Source organism: Phenylobacterium sp. (assembly GCF_031412415.1).
Classification (GTDB): Bacteria; Pseudomonadota; Alphaproteobacteria; order Caulobacterales; family Caulobacteraceae; genus Phenylobacterium.
The window spans coordinates 1-12,870 of record NZ_JANOCX010000243.1 but is presented as its reverse complement, the minus strand read 5'-3'; the positions used below and the strand labels follow the sequence as shown (position 1 = coordinate 12,870).

General features: G+C 67.8%; 14 protein-coding genes and 1 pseudogene. 4 read left to right on the top strand and 11 right to left on the bottom strand.

The window, feature by feature from the left end; all coding sequences use genetic code 11:
* Positions 1–759, top strand: a 759-nt coding sequence (locus RMO04_RS12195; RefSeq protein WP_309645054.1) for an ATP-binding cassette domain-containing protein, incomplete at its 5' end; no start/stop codon positions are given.
* Positions 760–791: 32 nt separating this feature from the next.
* Here RMO04_RS12195 and RMO04_RS12190 read toward each other — a convergent pair.
* Positions 792–1,337, bottom strand: a complete 546-nt coding sequence (locus tag RMO04_RS12190; RefSeq protein ID WP_309645053.1) for a methylated-DNA--[protein]-cysteine S-methyltransferase — start codon at positions 1,335–1,337, stop codon at positions 792–794.
* A gap of 137 nt (positions 1,338–1,474) precedes the next feature.
* Between RMO04_RS12190 and RMO04_RS12185 the strand changes: the two genes are divergently transcribed.
* On the top strand, positions 1,475–2,086 hold the full coding sequence (locus tag RMO04_RS12185) for a glutathione S-transferase family protein (protein WP_309645052.1): 612 nt from the start codon (positions 1,475–1,477) through the stop codon (positions 2,084–2,086).
* Here the strand turns inward: RMO04_RS12185 and RMO04_RS12180 are convergent.
* A complete protein-coding gene (locus RMO04_RS12180) occupies positions 2,083–2,967 on the bottom strand; it encodes a hypothetical protein (protein WP_309645051.1) in 885 nt (294 codons plus the stop codon). The genes RMO04_RS12185 and RMO04_RS12180 overlap by 4 nt on opposite strands.
* Before the next feature lie 131 nt (positions 2,968–3,098).
* Between RMO04_RS12180 and trmFO the strand changes: the two genes are divergently transcribed.
* The gene (gene trmFO, locus RMO04_RS12175) at positions 3,099–4,505 is read left to right on the top strand and encodes a methylenetetrahydrofolate--tRNA-(uracil(54)-C(5))-methyltransferase (FADH(2)-oxidizing) TrmFO (protein ID WP_309645050.1); all 1,407 of its coding nucleotides are present in this window, start codon (positions 3,099–3,101) and stop codon (positions 4,503–4,505) included.
* A gap of 2 nt (positions 4,506–4,507) precedes the next feature.
* On the opposite strand, the gene RMO04_RS12170 is transcribed toward trmFO, so the two are convergent.
* The 6 genes from RMO04_RS12170 to yajC form a co-directional block, all read right to left on the bottom strand.
* Positions 4,508–5,200, bottom strand: a complete 693-nt coding sequence (locus RMO04_RS12170; RefSeq protein ID WP_309645049.1) for a squalene/phytoene synthase family protein — start codon at positions 5,198–5,200, stop codon at positions 4,508–4,510.
* A 60-nt stretch (positions 5,201–5,260) separates the two neighbouring features.
* On the bottom strand, positions 5,261–5,860 hold the full coding sequence (locus tag RMO04_RS12165) for a urate hydroxylase PuuD (protein WP_309645048.1): 600 nt from the start codon (positions 5,858–5,860) through the stop codon (positions 5,261–5,263).
* Between the two features lie 73 nt (positions 5,861–5,933).
* Positions 5,934–6,293 carry an Mth938-like domain-containing protein gene (locus RMO04_RS12160; RefSeq protein ID WP_309645047.1) on the bottom strand — a complete coding sequence of 120 codons (360 nt, stop codon included), beginning with the start codon at positions 6,291–6,293 and terminating at the stop codon, positions 5,934–5,936.
* A gap of 7 nt (positions 6,294–6,300) precedes the next feature.
* Complete coding sequence (gene secF / locus RMO04_RS12155) at positions 6,301–7,281, bottom strand: protein translocase subunit SecF (RefSeq protein ID WP_309645046.1); 981 nt, start codon at positions 7,279–7,281, stop codon at positions 6,301–6,303.
* Between the two features lie 5 nt (positions 7,282–7,286).
* Positions 7,287–8,888 (bottom strand): protein translocase subunit SecD, encoded by a 1,602-nt coding sequence (secD, locus tag RMO04_RS12150; RefSeq protein ID WP_309645045.1) that lies wholly within the window; start codon positions 8,886–8,888, stop codon positions 7,287–7,289.
* A 9-nt stretch (positions 8,889–8,897) separates the two neighbouring features.
* Positions 8,898–9,248 carry a preprotein translocase subunit YajC gene (gene yajC, locus RMO04_RS12145; RefSeq protein WP_309645044.1) on the bottom strand — a complete coding sequence of 117 codons (351 nt, stop codon included), beginning with the start codon at positions 9,246–9,248 and terminating at the stop codon, positions 8,898–8,900.
* A 117-nt stretch (positions 9,249–9,365) separates the two neighbouring features.
* Here yajC and RMO04_RS12140 point away from each other — a divergent pair, with 117 nt between their 5' ends.
* Positions 9,366–10,205: an ATP-binding protein gene (locus RMO04_RS12140; RefSeq protein ID WP_309645043.1), complete on the top strand. Its 840-nt coding sequence runs from the start codon at positions 9,366–9,368 to the stop codon at positions 10,203–10,205.
* A 1-nt stretch (position 10,206) separates the two neighbouring features.
* On the opposite strand, the gene RMO04_RS12135 is transcribed toward RMO04_RS12140, so the two are convergent.
* The 3 genes and pseudogenes from RMO04_RS12135 to RMO04_RS12125 all read right to left on the bottom strand — a co-directional run.
* On the bottom strand, positions 10,207–11,877 hold the full coding sequence (locus RMO04_RS12135; RefSeq protein ID WP_309645042.1) for a LysM peptidoglycan-binding domain-containing protein: 1,671 nt from the start codon (positions 11,875–11,877) through the stop codon (positions 10,207–10,209).
* A gap of 203 nt (positions 11,878–12,080) precedes the next feature.
* Positions 12,081–12,704, bottom strand: coding sequence for a protein-L-isoaspartate(D-aspartate) O-methyltransferase (locus RMO04_RS12130; protein ID WP_309645055.1), 624 nt, complete (start codon positions 12,702–12,704; stop codon positions 12,081–12,083).
* Positions 12,705–12,760: 56 nt separating this feature from the next.
* A pseudogene (locus tag RMO04_RS12125) lies at positions 12,761–12,870 on the bottom strand (5'/3'-nucleotidase SurE); the annotation flags it as partial.

The window sequence follows — 12,870 nt, the reverse complement described above, 5'->3', positions numbered from 1 at the left end:
GGCGCCTTCGGGCCGATCCGAGACTGGTATGCGGGCCTCCCGGAGTCAAAAGCGCGCGGCTATGGGCCGGGGCGGTTCAGCTTCAACGTCAAGGGCGGCCGCTGCGAGGCCTGCCAGGGCGACGGGTTGATCAAGATCGAGATGCACTTCCTGCCCGACGTCTACGTCACCTGCGATGTCTGCCACGGCAAGCGCTACAACCGCGAAACGCTCGAGGTGCTGTTCAAGGGCAAGTCCATCGCCGAGGTCCTTGACATGACCGTCGAGGAGGCCGCCGACTTCTTCAAGGCCGTGCCGCCCGTGCGCGACAAGATGGACACGCTCAAGCGCGTTGGCCTTGGCTATGTGAAGGTCGGCCAATCGGCGACCACGCTGTCGGGCGGCGAGGCCCAGCGGGTGAAGCTCTCCAAGGAGCTGTCGCGCCGGGCCACCGGCAAGACGCTCTACATCCTCGACGAACCGACCACCGGACTGCACTTCGAGGACGTGAAGAAGCTGCTGGAGGTGCTCCATGAGCTGGCCGACCAGGGCAACACCATGGTGGTCATCGAGCACAATCTGGATGTCGTGAAGACCGCCGACTGGATCGTCGACTTCGGTCCCGAGGGCGGCGACGGCGGCGGTGAGATCGTGGCCCAGGGCAGCCCGGAGCAGGTCGCAGCCAACCCCAAGAGCTGGACCGGCCGCTACCTCGCCGAGATCCTCAAGCGCCACGAGGAGCGCCGCGGCGCGCGGCGGAAGAAGCTGCTGAGCGCTTAGACGAGCAACCTCCTTCTCGGGGAAGGATGGCTTCAGAGCCCGCCGAAAAGCGGCAGGGTCTCAGGCGCCAGCGCACCTTCGATCTCCAGTATGCGCATCTTGGTGTCGGTTCCGCCGGGCGCCGAGAAGCCGCCCTTGCCCCCGCCGGCCGCGAGCACGCGGTGGCAGGGCACCACGATGGGCCAGGGATTGGCGCCCAGAGCCTGGCCCACGGCGCGGGAGACGGCGACGTCCCCCAACTCCCGGGCGATCTCACCATAGGTGCGGGTCTTGCCCGGCGGGATGGCGCGGGCGATCTCGTAGACCCGCAGGTTGAAGGGTGCGACGCCCTGGGTGTCCAACACGATGTCCATCAGGTCGAGACGCTCGCCGCGCAGCAGCGCCTGCATGGCCTCGACGGCCGCCTGGACGGCCAGCGGCGGCGTGGTCTCCACGGCCTCGGGAAAACGCCGCGCAAGTTTGGCGCGAGGATCGGAGGCGCCGAGCGGCGGCAGGGCGACCGCCAACAGGCCCTGTGCGCCCCAGACCAGGCCGCAGGTTCCGACCGCTGTGTCGAAGAGGAAGAGGCCCTGGATCATGGGCTCAACCTAACACCGGTCGCTCGACCGTTCTCGCGGCTTTCGGACACCGAGGCTATCGAGAGATAAAGCCTTGCGTTCAAACAAGCGTTCGAAATAGCTTCGCTCCCATAACTTAGTTCATTTGGGAGACCGCCATGATCCTCTACGGCGCGCCGATGCCGGCGCCGAACCCCTTCCGCGTGCGCATGTTCCTCGCCGAGAAGGGCATCGACCTGCCGGAGACCAAGGTCGACATGTTCAAACGCGAGCACAAGTCGCCGGAGTACCGCGCCAAGAATTCCATGGGCCAGATCCCCACCTTGGAACTGGATGACGGGACCTGCATCTCCGAGACCGTCGCGATCTGCCGCTACTTCGAAGAGACCACCCCCAATCCGCCGCTGTTCGGCACGACTCCTGTCGAGAAGGCCCTGGTCGACCAGTGGGTTCGCCGGGTGGAGTTCGCCGTGATGATGCCGGTGGGCAGCTTCTGGCGTCACGCCCATCCGCGAACCGCGGCCCTGCTGACCCAGTACAAGGACTTCGGCGAGAGCAACAAGGAGACCTACAAGGGCGCCCAAAAGTACCTGAACCGCGAGCTTGAAGGCCGCGAGTTCCTGGTCGGCGACAGCCTGACCATGGCCGACATCTGCCTGCTGTCCACGGTGGACTTCGCCGAATGGATCGGCCTGCCTGTCGAGGAAGAGTTCACGAACCTGATCGCCTGGCGCGCCCGGATGAAGGCCCGGCCGAGCGCCAGCGCCTAGGCCTGCTTCAGCGCCCGATAGGCCACGGCCGCGGGCGATACCAGGACCGCGAAATAGAGCGCGTTCAGAAAGCCGCCGAAGATCGTGTAGGCGACCATCGGCGGGGTGTAGTAGGCGGCGACGGAACTGAGGTCGGGGGTGAAGATCTTCCCCACCGAGGCGATGTCGCCGCCCGCGAGGATCGCCGCGGCGGCCATGAAGATCACCATCGCCAACAGCAGGACGACCACCACGCTGGCGATGGCCAGGATGTAGGAGCCTAGCAGCTTCCAGAACTGCCCCTTGGTGAGCGCCCAGGACTCGAACACGGAGATCCGCTCCTCGGCGAATGTGATCACCGGCGCCAGCGACAGCCGGATGGCGACGTACAGCAGCAGGCCGAGGAGGAAGAGGCCCAGGCCCACGCCGAAGATCGGCGACCCCAGCAGGCCATAAGCGACGCCGGCCCCGATCCCGCCCATCAGGACCACCACCGTCACGGCCACGAGGCTCAACAGGAAGTAGATGAGAGTCAGGACGATCAGGCGCAGCTCGTCCTGTCCGAGGCGCAGATAGCCGAAACTGGGGTCTTGCGGCCGCAGGATGGCCCGATAGACCGCCGCGGCCAGAACGGCTTGAACCGCGAGACCCACTGGGATCAGGATCGCGTAGAGCGGGCCGAGGGCCGTCAGGTTGGCGAGGGCCGCCGACGGGTCGGCGTTGGGACTGTTGGCCTGGGCCTCCAGGGCCATCAGGTTCTGCCCGCCCATGGTCACCAGAAGCACTGGCATCAGCAGGCTGATGATCAGGTAGAACCCCGCCCAGATCAGCAGGACCTTGGGTTTTTCGCGGGTGATCCGGAAACCTTCAAACGCGGCGTCGGTCGCCGAAAACGCAGTCATCTCATTCCCCAGGCCCAGTCCTCGCCCAATAACGAGTCGGCCGCCCCTTTGGCTGCGAACATGGGCGCGACAGCCCCTTTCCCGCAAGGCCCGGCTCGCGATCCGCGCGCGGAGTTGCTAGTTAGTCACGCATGTCGATCTCACCTGTCCATATCGTCGGCGGCGGCCTGGCCGGTTCCGAGGCCGCCTGGCAAGTCGCCCAGGCCGGCGTCCCCGTGGTGCTGCACGAAATGCGCCCCGTCCGCGGCACCGACGCCCACCAGACCGACGGCCTGGCCGAGCTGGTGTGCTCCAACTCCTTCCGCGCTGATGACTGGACCGGCAACGCCGTGGGACTGCTGCACGCCGAGATGCGCAAGCTGGGTTCAATCATCATGTCTTGCGGCGACGCCCACCAGGTGCCGGCCGGTGGCGCGCTGGCGGTGGATCGCGAGGGGTTCTCCCAGGCGGTCACCGCGCGACTTGAGGCCCACCCCCTGGTCACCATCGCGCGCGAAGAGGTCGCGGGCCTGCCCCCCGCCGACTGGGACAATGTCATCGTCGCCACCGGCCCCCTCACCTCTCCGGCTCTGTCGGCGGCGATCCTCGAGCTGACCGGCGAAGGTGAGCTGTCGTTCTTCGACGCCATCGCCCCCATCGTGAACGTCGAATCCATCGTCATGGACGTCTGCTGGCGCCAGTCGCGCTACGACAAGGTCGGGCCCGGCGGCGACGCCGCGGCCTACATCAACTGCCCGATGGACAAGGCCCAGTACGACGCCTTCATCGACGCCCTACTGGCCGGCGAGAAGTCCGAGTTCAAGGACTGGGAGCACGTCCCCTATTTCGATGGTTGCCTGCCCATCGAGGTGATGGCCGAGCGGGGCCGCGAGACCCTGCGCCACGGGCCGATGAAGCCGGTCGGCCTGACCAATGACCACGACCCGCAGGTGAAGTGCCACGCCATCGTGCAACTGCGTCAGGACAATGCGCTCGGCACTTTGTGGAACATGGTCGGCTTCCAGACCAAGCTGAAGCATGGCGCCCAGACCGATATCTTCCGGATGATCCCGGGCCTGGAGAAGGCGGTGTTCGCGCGGTTGGGTGGCCTGCACCGCAACACCTTCCTCAACAGTCCCAAGCTGTTGGATGGCCAGCTTCGCATGAGGTCGCAGCCGCGCCTGCGGTTCGCGGGCCAGGTGACGGGGGTCGAGGGCTATGTGGAAAGCGCCGCGGTCGGCCTGTTGGCCGGCCGATTCGCCGCGGCCGAGCGCCTGGGTCGTCCGATCGATGCGCCGCCCGCCACGACCGCCCTCGGCGCCCTGATCGGGCACATCACCGGCGGGCACCTCGATGGGGGCAAGGGCAGCTTCCAGCCGATGAACATCAACTACGGCCTGCTGCCGCCGCTGGACGAGGCGATGGTCAAGCGCCGCGAGGACGGCAGTCGGATCGGTTCGAAAGAACGCGGGCGGGCCAAGAAGCTCGCCGTCGGCGAGCGCGCCCTGGCCGATCTCGAACTCTGGGTGTCCGGCGCCAAGGCGCTGGCCGCGGAGTAGGCCTAGACCCGGCCGGTCAGCACGGCCCAGAACAGGCGGCCCCGCGCCGCCAGGTCCGAGGGACGCGCGCCCTTGGCCCTGACCCGAGCCAGGGTGGCGTGGGCGACGGCCGGGAAGGCGGCGGCCGACAGACCCCGCGCGCCGGCGAGCGCCTCGTCTAGCGCGGCCTGCGCCCCCTCCCCGGTCATGCCCGCCGTGCCCATCAGCCGTCCGATGGCCCAGGCTGTTCCGCCGCTGGCGGCCTTGGCTTGATCGGCGTCGGGATCGAGCATGCGCGCGGCCAGCATGGCGGCGGCCCCGCCCGTGTCACGGGCCCAGACGAGCGCGTCGGCCAGGTTCATCGGCTCGGGCGAGAGCTCGCGGTAGCGGGCGTCGATCATGTCTTCCAGCAAGGCTCGTGGCAGGCCGTGGCGCGCCACGGCGCGGGCCAACGCCTGGGCCGTCGGGTGATGGCGCACCGCCCTGCCCTCGAACACCTCGTCCAGCACCTCGCGCCACCAGGTGAGGCGGATCTCGCCCATCAGGGCGTTGGAGGCGACCTTGGGGGCGCGGGCCAGTTCGTAGTCGTAGGCGTAGAGCGCGATGACGTCGCCGCGGGTTCGCGCATCGGCGATGAACCGACTGGAAAGCCAGCGGTCTGGATCGACGCGGGCGATCAGGCCGTCGAGGTCTTCGGAGGTATCTTGTTCAGGCATGGCTCAAAGCAAAAGGCCCGCCGATATGGCGGGCCTTCCGATCCTATTGGATTTCGACGATCAGCCGAAGATGGTCTGGCTCATGGTCATGGTGACCAGCATCGGCACCGAAAGCAGGGTGTTGGTGCGCGAGAACAGCATGGCCATCCGCGCGGCCTTGGCCTTGGCGTCGGCGTCGGCCTCGACCAGGCCAAGCGCGATCTTCTGGTTCGGCCAGATGAACACCCAGACGTTGAAGAACATGATCGTGGCCAGCCACATGCCGGTGCCGATGAAGGTGTGCTGCGGATTGCCGGTGGTGGCGCCCAGAGCGAAGGCGTCGATCAGGTAGCCGCGGTTGAAGGCGAGGATCACGCCCATCACCCAGGTGGCCACTGCGGCCCAGCGGAACCAGAACAGGGCCTCAGGGGCGATGTACTTCGACACGCCCGGCTTCAGTTCGGCCGGGATGGACGGCATGATGCGGATCTGGACGAAGTTGAAATAGTACAGCAGGCCGATCCAGAGGATGCCGAAGAAGGTGTGCAACCAGCGGAACACCGCCTGCCAGAAGATGGCGTCGGCCGAGCCGTAGTGGCTCATGTAACCCGCGACCATGATGATCGAGAGCACGAAGCTCAGGATCATGGTGTTGCGGAAATTTGAAAGCAGTCCGGCCATCGAGAGCCCCTCACGATTCCTACCCAGGAACTCCGGTATAGGGGGTTTCCGCTGACGCGGAAAGGCGCGAGCCTCAGATGGCGATGAGCGCGCAGGCCAGCTTGCGGCCCTCGGCGGTCAACACGTTGTAGAGCCGCGCCGCGGTCGGGGTGTCCATGAACTCCAGGCCGATGCCGGCCTTCTGCAGCGCCTCGCGCACGGGCTTCGGCGGCAGGGCGTTAACCGCGCCGACGCCCAGCAGGACGAACTCGACCTCCGCCCGACCCGCCGCCAGGACGTCGCCGAAACTATCGGGCGTGAGTTCGGCCAGGGATCGCACAGGCCAGAGCGTTGGCTCGTCGCGCAAGATCAGCAACGAGCCCTTATGGCGACCGCTGGAGAGGCGGAAGCCGCCGTCTCCGAAGGCGTCGATCTGCGGCGCGTCACGAGCCATGGGCTGCTCAGGGGCGCTGGGCCGCGCCCGCCGCGGCCGGCCGAACCTCGTCGTCCTCCCCACGCTTCACGCCCAGCAGAAGCAGGACGGGAGCGGCGATGAAGAACGAGGAATAGGTGCCCACCACGATGCCGAAGATCATCGAGACCGAGAAGCCGAACAGGGCGTCGCCGCCGAAGACGGCCAGGCCGGTCAGGGCCATGATCCCGGTGACGCCGGTGATGGCGGTCCGCGACAGGGTCTCGTTGATCGACATGTCGATCACATCGCCTAGCGGCATCTTCTTGTACTTGCGCAGGTTCTCGCGGATCCGGTCGAGGATGACGACCGTGTCGTTCACCGAATAGCCGATGATGGTCAGGATCGAGGCCACCGCCGTCAGCGTGAACTCCATCTGGGTGAAGGCGAACAGACCGAAGGTCAGCAGCACGTCGTGGATCAGGGCCGCGGCGGCCCCGATGCCGAAGGTCAGGCCGAACCGGAACCAGATGTAGGTCATCATCATGCCGATACCGAGCACCAGGGCCAGCACGCCGTTGCGGAACATCTCGCCGGAAATCTTCGGGCCCACCACCTCGGTGCGCGGGAAGGTCAGCGGGCCCAGCGACTTGACCAGTTCGGCCTTCACGCCGTCGACGGCCTGGGCGGCGTTGACGCCCGGCTTGACCTCGAAGCGGACAAGCACGTCGCTGGCCTTGCCGAAGGCCTGGACCTGGATGTCGCCGAGGCCTTGGCCCGAAAGCGTCTCGCGGATCTTGCCCAGGTCGGCGGGTTTGCCGTCGACCGTTGAAAGCTCCAGCACCGTCCCACCACGGAAATCGACGCCGCAGTTGAGGCCGCCGCAGGGCGGGGTCGCAGGCCAGATCGTGAAGAACAGCGAGGCGGCGCAGGCCAGGGCCGACAGGCCGCCGATGATCGCCGAGTACTTGACGAACTTGTAGTTCGTCTTGACCGGCAGCAGCTTGATGAAGGGCCAGAAGTTCGACATGGGCTTCACGCGATCGGGAGTTTCTTGGGCCGCGCGACGCGGAACCAGATGCTGAGCAGGACCTGCGTCACCAGCACGGCGGAGAAGACCGAGGTGATCACCCCGATGGCGAGGGTCCAGGCGAAGCCCTTCACCGGGCCGGCGCCCAGCGAGAACATGATCATCGCCGCCCCCAGGTGGGTGATATTGGCGTCGAACACGGTGATCATCGCGCGGCTGAACCCAGCGTCAGCGGCCGAGACCGGCGACCGCCCGGCCCTGACCTCGTCGCGCATGCGTTCGTAGATCAGCACGTTCGCGTCGACGGCGACCGCCAGAGTCAGGATCAAGCCGGCGATGCCCGGCAGGGTCAGGGTGGCCTGGGTCATCGACATGGCCGCCACCAGCAGGAAGCCGTTGACCACCAGGGCGATGATGGAGATCCCGCCAAACAGCAGGCCATAGGCCAGCAGCATGAAGATCAGCACCGAACCGAACGCGATATAGGCCGAGATCTGACCCGATTTGATGGCGTCAGCGCCTAGCTCGGCGCCGACGGTGCGTTGTTCTTCCACCTTCAGCGGGGCCGGCAAGGCGCCGGCGCGCAGCAGGACGGCCAGGTCATTGGCCGACTCGGCGGTGAAGTTGCCGCTGATCTGACCGTTGCCGCCGGTGATCGGTTCGTTGATGTTGGGCGCCGAGATCACCTTGCCGTCGAGGATGATGGCGAAGCGCTTGCCGACGTTCTGGCTGGTGGCGTCGGCGAAGCGCCGGGCGCCCTGGCCGTTGAACCGGAACGACACGACCGGCGCGCCGGTCTGCTGTTCGAAGCTCTGCTGGGCGTCGGTGAGCATCTCGCCAGTGACAAGGGCGCGCTTCTTGACCAGCAATTGGGTGGAGTAACCGTCTTCGCTGGGAAGCAGTTCGGAGCCCGGCGGAATACGGCCCGCGGCGGCCTCGGCCAGGGTGACGGTCTCGTCCACCATCTGGAAGCTGAGCTTGGCGGTTTGGCCGATGATGTCCTTCAGTCGCTCCGGATCGCTTTCGCCCGGCGCCTGGACCACGATGCGATTGATGCCCTGGCGTGAGATCGAGGGCTCGCGCGTGCCCAGTTCGTCGATGCGGCGACGGATGATCTCCATCGATTGCTCGACGGCCTTGGCGGCCTCGGCGTTGATCGCTTCCGGCACGAAGGCGATGCGGATCAAGCCGTTGTCGACCCGAACCGTGGTGTCCCGGCCGCCGGGCGCACCGGCCAGCGCCGCGCCCACCTGGTTGCGCAGCAGGTTCTGGGCGGTGTTGATCTGAGCCGGATCGGTGATCCGCACCACGACCTCGCCGTTCGCCTGACCCAGGTCGGAGAACACGATCTTCTCGTCGCGCAGAGCGGTGCGGACGTCCTCGATCATGTTGGTCAGGCGCTCGACGCGCAGCGCCGCGGTGTCCACCTCGAGCATGAGGTAGGAGCCGCCCTGGAGGTCGAGGCCGAGGTTCAGCCGGTTCTTCGGCATGAAGCCCGGGAGCCCGTCGACAACCCTCTGCGGCAGGGCGTTGGGCAGCGAGAACAGGACGCCGAAGATCACCGCCAGGACGACGGCGATCACCTTCCAGCGCGAGAGAGCGATCATGACGGGGTTCTAGGCTTTGGAATCGTTGGCCGGGGCGGGTTCGCCGCGCACGCGGACCTCGGAGATCATGCCCTTGACCACCTTGACGCTGACGCCCTGGGCGATCTCGACGCCGATTTCCTTGTCCTCGACGCGGACGACCTTGCCGATCACGCCCGAGTTCAGGACGACGGTGTCGTTGCGCTTGAGGTTGGAGATCATCAGCTGGTGCTGCTTCATCCGCTTCTGCTGGGGGCGGATCATCAGGAAGTAGAACAGCACGACCAGGCCGACGAGCGGCAGGAACTGGATCAGCATGTCCTGCGGGCCGGCGCCTGCGGCGGCTCCGGCGGTCTGGGCGAAGGCGGGGGTGGCGAACATGGCGCTCCGAAGCTCGTATTCGGGCGCGCCTCGCGCGCCCTGTTTTCAAGTCGGCGGAAGCTATGCGTTGCGACCGCCTTTTGCAATGGAACGGCTTGGCGGCTAAGCAGCCAAGTCATGGATGACGCACTGAAACCGGTTCTCGAACGCATCGCCGACGCCCTGGAGCGCCTAGCGCCCCCCGTCCGCGTACCGCCGGTCTTTGATAGCGCGAGGTTCTATCGTCACGATCCAGTGACCGGCGCATTCCATCCGGCGCCCGACTACGCCCTGCCGCTGGACGCCCTGGTCGGGGTCGAGCGGCAGAAGGAGCGGTTCAGCCAGAACCTGGAGCGGTTCGCCGCCGGCCTGCCCAGCAATCACGCCCTGCTGTGGGGCGTGCGCGGCACGGGCAAGAGCTCGCTGGCCAAGGCGGCGTTCATGGACGTGGCCGACCGCGCCCGCGACCTGAAGCTGGTGGAGGTCGACCGCGACCAGGTGACGGAGCTTCCCGCCCTGTTCGACACCCTGCGCGATCGCGCCGAGCGGTTCGTGGTGCTGTGCGACGACCTCTCGTTCGAGGAGGGCGCGGCGGCGGCCAAGGCGCTGAAGTCGGCGCTGGAGGGCGGGGTCTCCGGCCCGCCGAAGAACGTGCTGTTCGTGGCCACCTCCAACCGCCGCCACCTCATGCCGCGTGGGCATGGCGAGGATCGCGGCCTGATCGCCACCGCCGAGGACGCAGAGGAAGAGGTCAGCGTCTCGGATCGCTTCGGCCTATGGGTCGGCTTCCCGCCGATGGACCAGCCAACCTACCTCGCCGCCGTGCGCACCTATGTCGAACGCTTCGGCCTGCAGGTCCCCGACCTCGACCGCCGCGCCCTGCAATGGGCCCAGCTTCGCGGGGCGCGGTCGGGTCGCGTGGCCTGGCAGTTCATCCGCGACCTGGCGGGCGAGCTGGGCAAGGACTTGCCGCTGTAGTCTAGCGCGGCAGGACCAGCTTCGGGTCGATGGGCCGCGCCCGGTCCTGCGGGGTGGGCGCGTAGCGCACCTCGAAGTGGACCTGTGGTTCGGTGACGCCGCCGGTGGAGCCGGCCGTGCCGATCTGCTGACCCTGGACGACGTCCTGGGTCATCTTCACGTCGACGCGGCCTAGGTGGCCATAGGCGGTGACCCATCCGTCGGCGTGCTTGACCAGCACCAGATTGCCGAAGCCGGGCACCTGATCGCCCGCATAGACCACGTCGCCGCCCGCCGCGGCGCGGACGGGCTCGCCGCCCTGGGCGCGGATATTGAGGCCGTCGTTGCGCTGGCCGGTGCCCTTGGGTCCGAAGTCGGAAAGCAGGTCGCCGCGCACAGGCCAAACGAATCGACCGCGCCCCAAGCTCGAGATCGTGCTGTCGGAAACCGGGCCGGAACTGGGCACGATGGGCGTCACCGGCGGGCGGGCCGGCGGCGGCGGGGCTAGCCGCGTGACGGGAGGAGCTGTCGTGACGGGCGGGATGTAGGCCGGCGGCGTGGGGGTCGGCCGTGTCACCGGCGGCGCGGGCGTCGGCATCGGCGGCGGGGTGTAGGCCGGGGGAGCCACCACCGGCGGCGGGGTCGGCTGGACAGGCGGCGGGGTGTAGGTCGGGCGCGGGGGCGGCGTGGGCTCGGGCCGCGACGGCGCGGCGATTTGCTCGCGGATCGGCCCGCGATCCTTATAGCCGCTGGGCAGGGTGAGCTTGCGGCCGGACCGCAGGGTCGCGCCGACCTTCATGTCGTTGGCGGCGGCCAGGGCGCGGGCGGTGACACCGAAACGCTTGGCCACCAGGGCCATGGTGTCGTCCTCGCCAACCACATAGGCCTTGGCGGTGGTCTTGGGGCCCTTGAGCTTCTGGCCCGGCTGCAGGGCGTAGGGCGACTTCAGCCTGTTGTCGTCGGCGAGTTGCTTGCGGTCGGTGTCCAGCTCACGCGCGATGGCGTCGAGATTGTCACCCTTCTTGACGGTGTAGCTGACCGGCGGGCCAGTGACGTCCACCACCTTGCCGGTGACGCGGCGCACGGTGACCGTGTCTCGGCTGGGCGTCGGAGCCGCGGGCTCGGGCCGGCTGTTGCGGACGGGCGACGTGGCGGCTGGCGTCGGCGCCGGCCCCTTGTCGCGATAGTCCTGCGGCAGCACCAGCCGACGGCCGGCGGCCAGGGGGTCGTTGACCCCCATCTCGTTGGCGTCGGCCAGGGCCTGGGCGGTCACGCCGAAACGCCGCGCGATGGCGTAGAGCGTATCGCCCTGCCCCACCACATAGGCGGTGGCGGCGCTGGACTGCGGGCCCTTCAACACCTGGCCCACACGCAGGGCGTAGGGCGGCTTCAGGTCGTTGTCGGTGGACAGCTGCTGTCGCGTGGTCCCCAGGGTGCGGGCGATGGCGTCGAGGTTGTCGCCGCGCTTGACGGTGTAGGTCGCCGCCGGCCCTGGCGCATCGACCAGCCGGCCGCTGGTCGTCGAGCGTGGCGGCGATTGGGGCGGGGCCGGCGGAGGCGGCAGGTCGCGCGCCGGGGCGATGTAGGGCAGGGTCTGGCTCTGGACCGGCGCCGTCGGGCGCGCGGGCGGCAGGTCTTCAGGAACCGCCGGCGCCGGCGCCGGCGGTGGAGCAACGGTCGGCGCGGATTGCACGGGGTATTTCGGCTGCGCGGCCTGAGGCAGGCTTTCGCACGCGGTCAGCGCGCCGCCCGCTAGAAGAATCAAAGCCGTTCGCGAAAGGGAAAGCGTCATCGCCGCTCCGGGAGACATGGGTCGGAATCAGTCGAGGCGTCACGGTTAATGATGGGTTACGACCGACGCCCAGGCCACCCCACAAAGTCGTCAGCTCGGGTCGGCTAGGGTTCCTTGGCCACGCCGTCGAGCAGGGGCACAAAGCGGACGTCGGTCAGGGCCTCGACCTTGAAGCCGCCCTTCCCGTCGCCGGTATAGCGCCGCAAGCTCTGAACCGGCCCCTTACCGATTGGCGCCACCAACACCCCCGAGGGCTTCAATTGCGAAAGCAAGGCCTTGGGCTCATCGGGCGCCGCGGCCGTGACCAAAATGCGGTCGAAAGGCGCCTGTTCGGGCCAGCCCTGCCCGCCGTCGCCGAACCGGGTGATGACGTTGGTCAGGCCCAGGTGTTTGAACCGCGCCTCGGCCTCGCCCATCAGGGTGCGATAGCGCTCCACCGTGTAGACCAGCCTAGCCAGCTTGGAGAGCACCGTGGTCTGGTAGCCCGAGCCCGTGCCGATCTCCAGCACGCGGGAGCGCGGCTCCAGCCCCAGCGCCTGGGTCATCAGGCCGACGATGAACGGCTGGCTGATGGTCTGGCCGCAGGCGATGGGCAGGGCCGAGTCCTCGAAGGCCCGTTCCTTGAACAGGTCGGGCGTGAACATCTCGCGCGGGGTCGACTCGATGGCCCTTAGAACCGCTGGCTCGCTGACGCCTTGCGAGCGAAGGGACATGATCAGACGCGCCATCCGCACGTCCGGCGCATCCCCCTCGTTGTCCGCGTCGTGCTTGGCCATGGATCGCCTCAAGCCTTCGGCGGAACGCCGCCCAGGACGCCCTTCAGGCGATGCACCGTTTCGGCGTGAGTCAGGTCGATGTGCAAGGGGGTCACGGAAATTCGACCTTCGTAGATGG

Excerpts from the sequence above, each read along its gene's own strand:
- RMO04_RS12165 (WP_309645048.1), bottom strand. The coding sequence starts at position 5,860 with ATGGCCGGACTGCTTTCAAATTTCCGCAACACCATGATCCTGAGCTTC.
- RMO04_RS12190 (WP_309645053.1), bottom strand. The coding sequence starts at position 1,337 with ATGATCCAGGGCCTCTTCCTCTTCGACACAGCGGTCGGAACCTGCGGC.
- RMO04_RS12140 (WP_309645043.1), top strand. The coding sequence starts at position 9,366 with ATGGATGACGCACTGAAACCGGTTCTCGAACGCATCGCCGACGCCCTG.
- RMO04_RS12170 (WP_309645049.1), bottom strand. The coding sequence starts at position 5,200 with ATGCCTGAACAAGATACCTCCGAAGACCTCGACGGCCTGATCGCCCGC.
- trmFO (WP_309645050.1), top strand. The coding sequence starts at position 3,099 with ATGTCGATCTCACCTGTCCATATCGTCGGCGGCGGCCTGGCCGGTTCC.
- secD (WP_309645045.1), bottom strand. The coding sequence starts at position 8,888 with ATGATCGCTCTCTCGCGCTGGAAGGTGATCGCCGTCGTCCTGGCGGTG.
- RMO04_RS12180 (WP_309645051.1), bottom strand. The coding sequence starts at position 2,967 with ATGACTGCGTTTTCGGCGACCGACGCCGCGTTTGAAGGTTTCCGGATC.
- RMO04_RS12185 (WP_309645052.1), top strand. The coding sequence starts at position 1,475 with ATGATCCTCTACGGCGCGCCGATGCCGGCGCCGAACCCCTTCCGCGTG.
- RMO04_RS12160 (WP_309645047.1), bottom strand. The coding sequence starts at position 6,293 with ATGGCTCGTGACGCGCCGCAGATCGACGCCTTCGGAGACGGCGGCTTC.
- RMO04_RS12130 (WP_309645055.1), bottom strand. The coding sequence starts at position 12,704 with ATGGCGCGTCTGATCATGTCCCTTCGCTCGCAAGGCGTCAGCGAGCCA.
- secF (WP_309645046.1), bottom strand. The coding sequence starts at position 7,281 with ATGTCGAACTTCTGGCCCTTCATCAAGCTGCTGCCGGTCAAGACGAAC.
- yajC (WP_309645044.1), bottom strand. The coding sequence starts at position 9,248 with ATGTTCGCCACCCCCGCCTTCGCCCAGACCGCCGGAGCCGCCGCAGGC.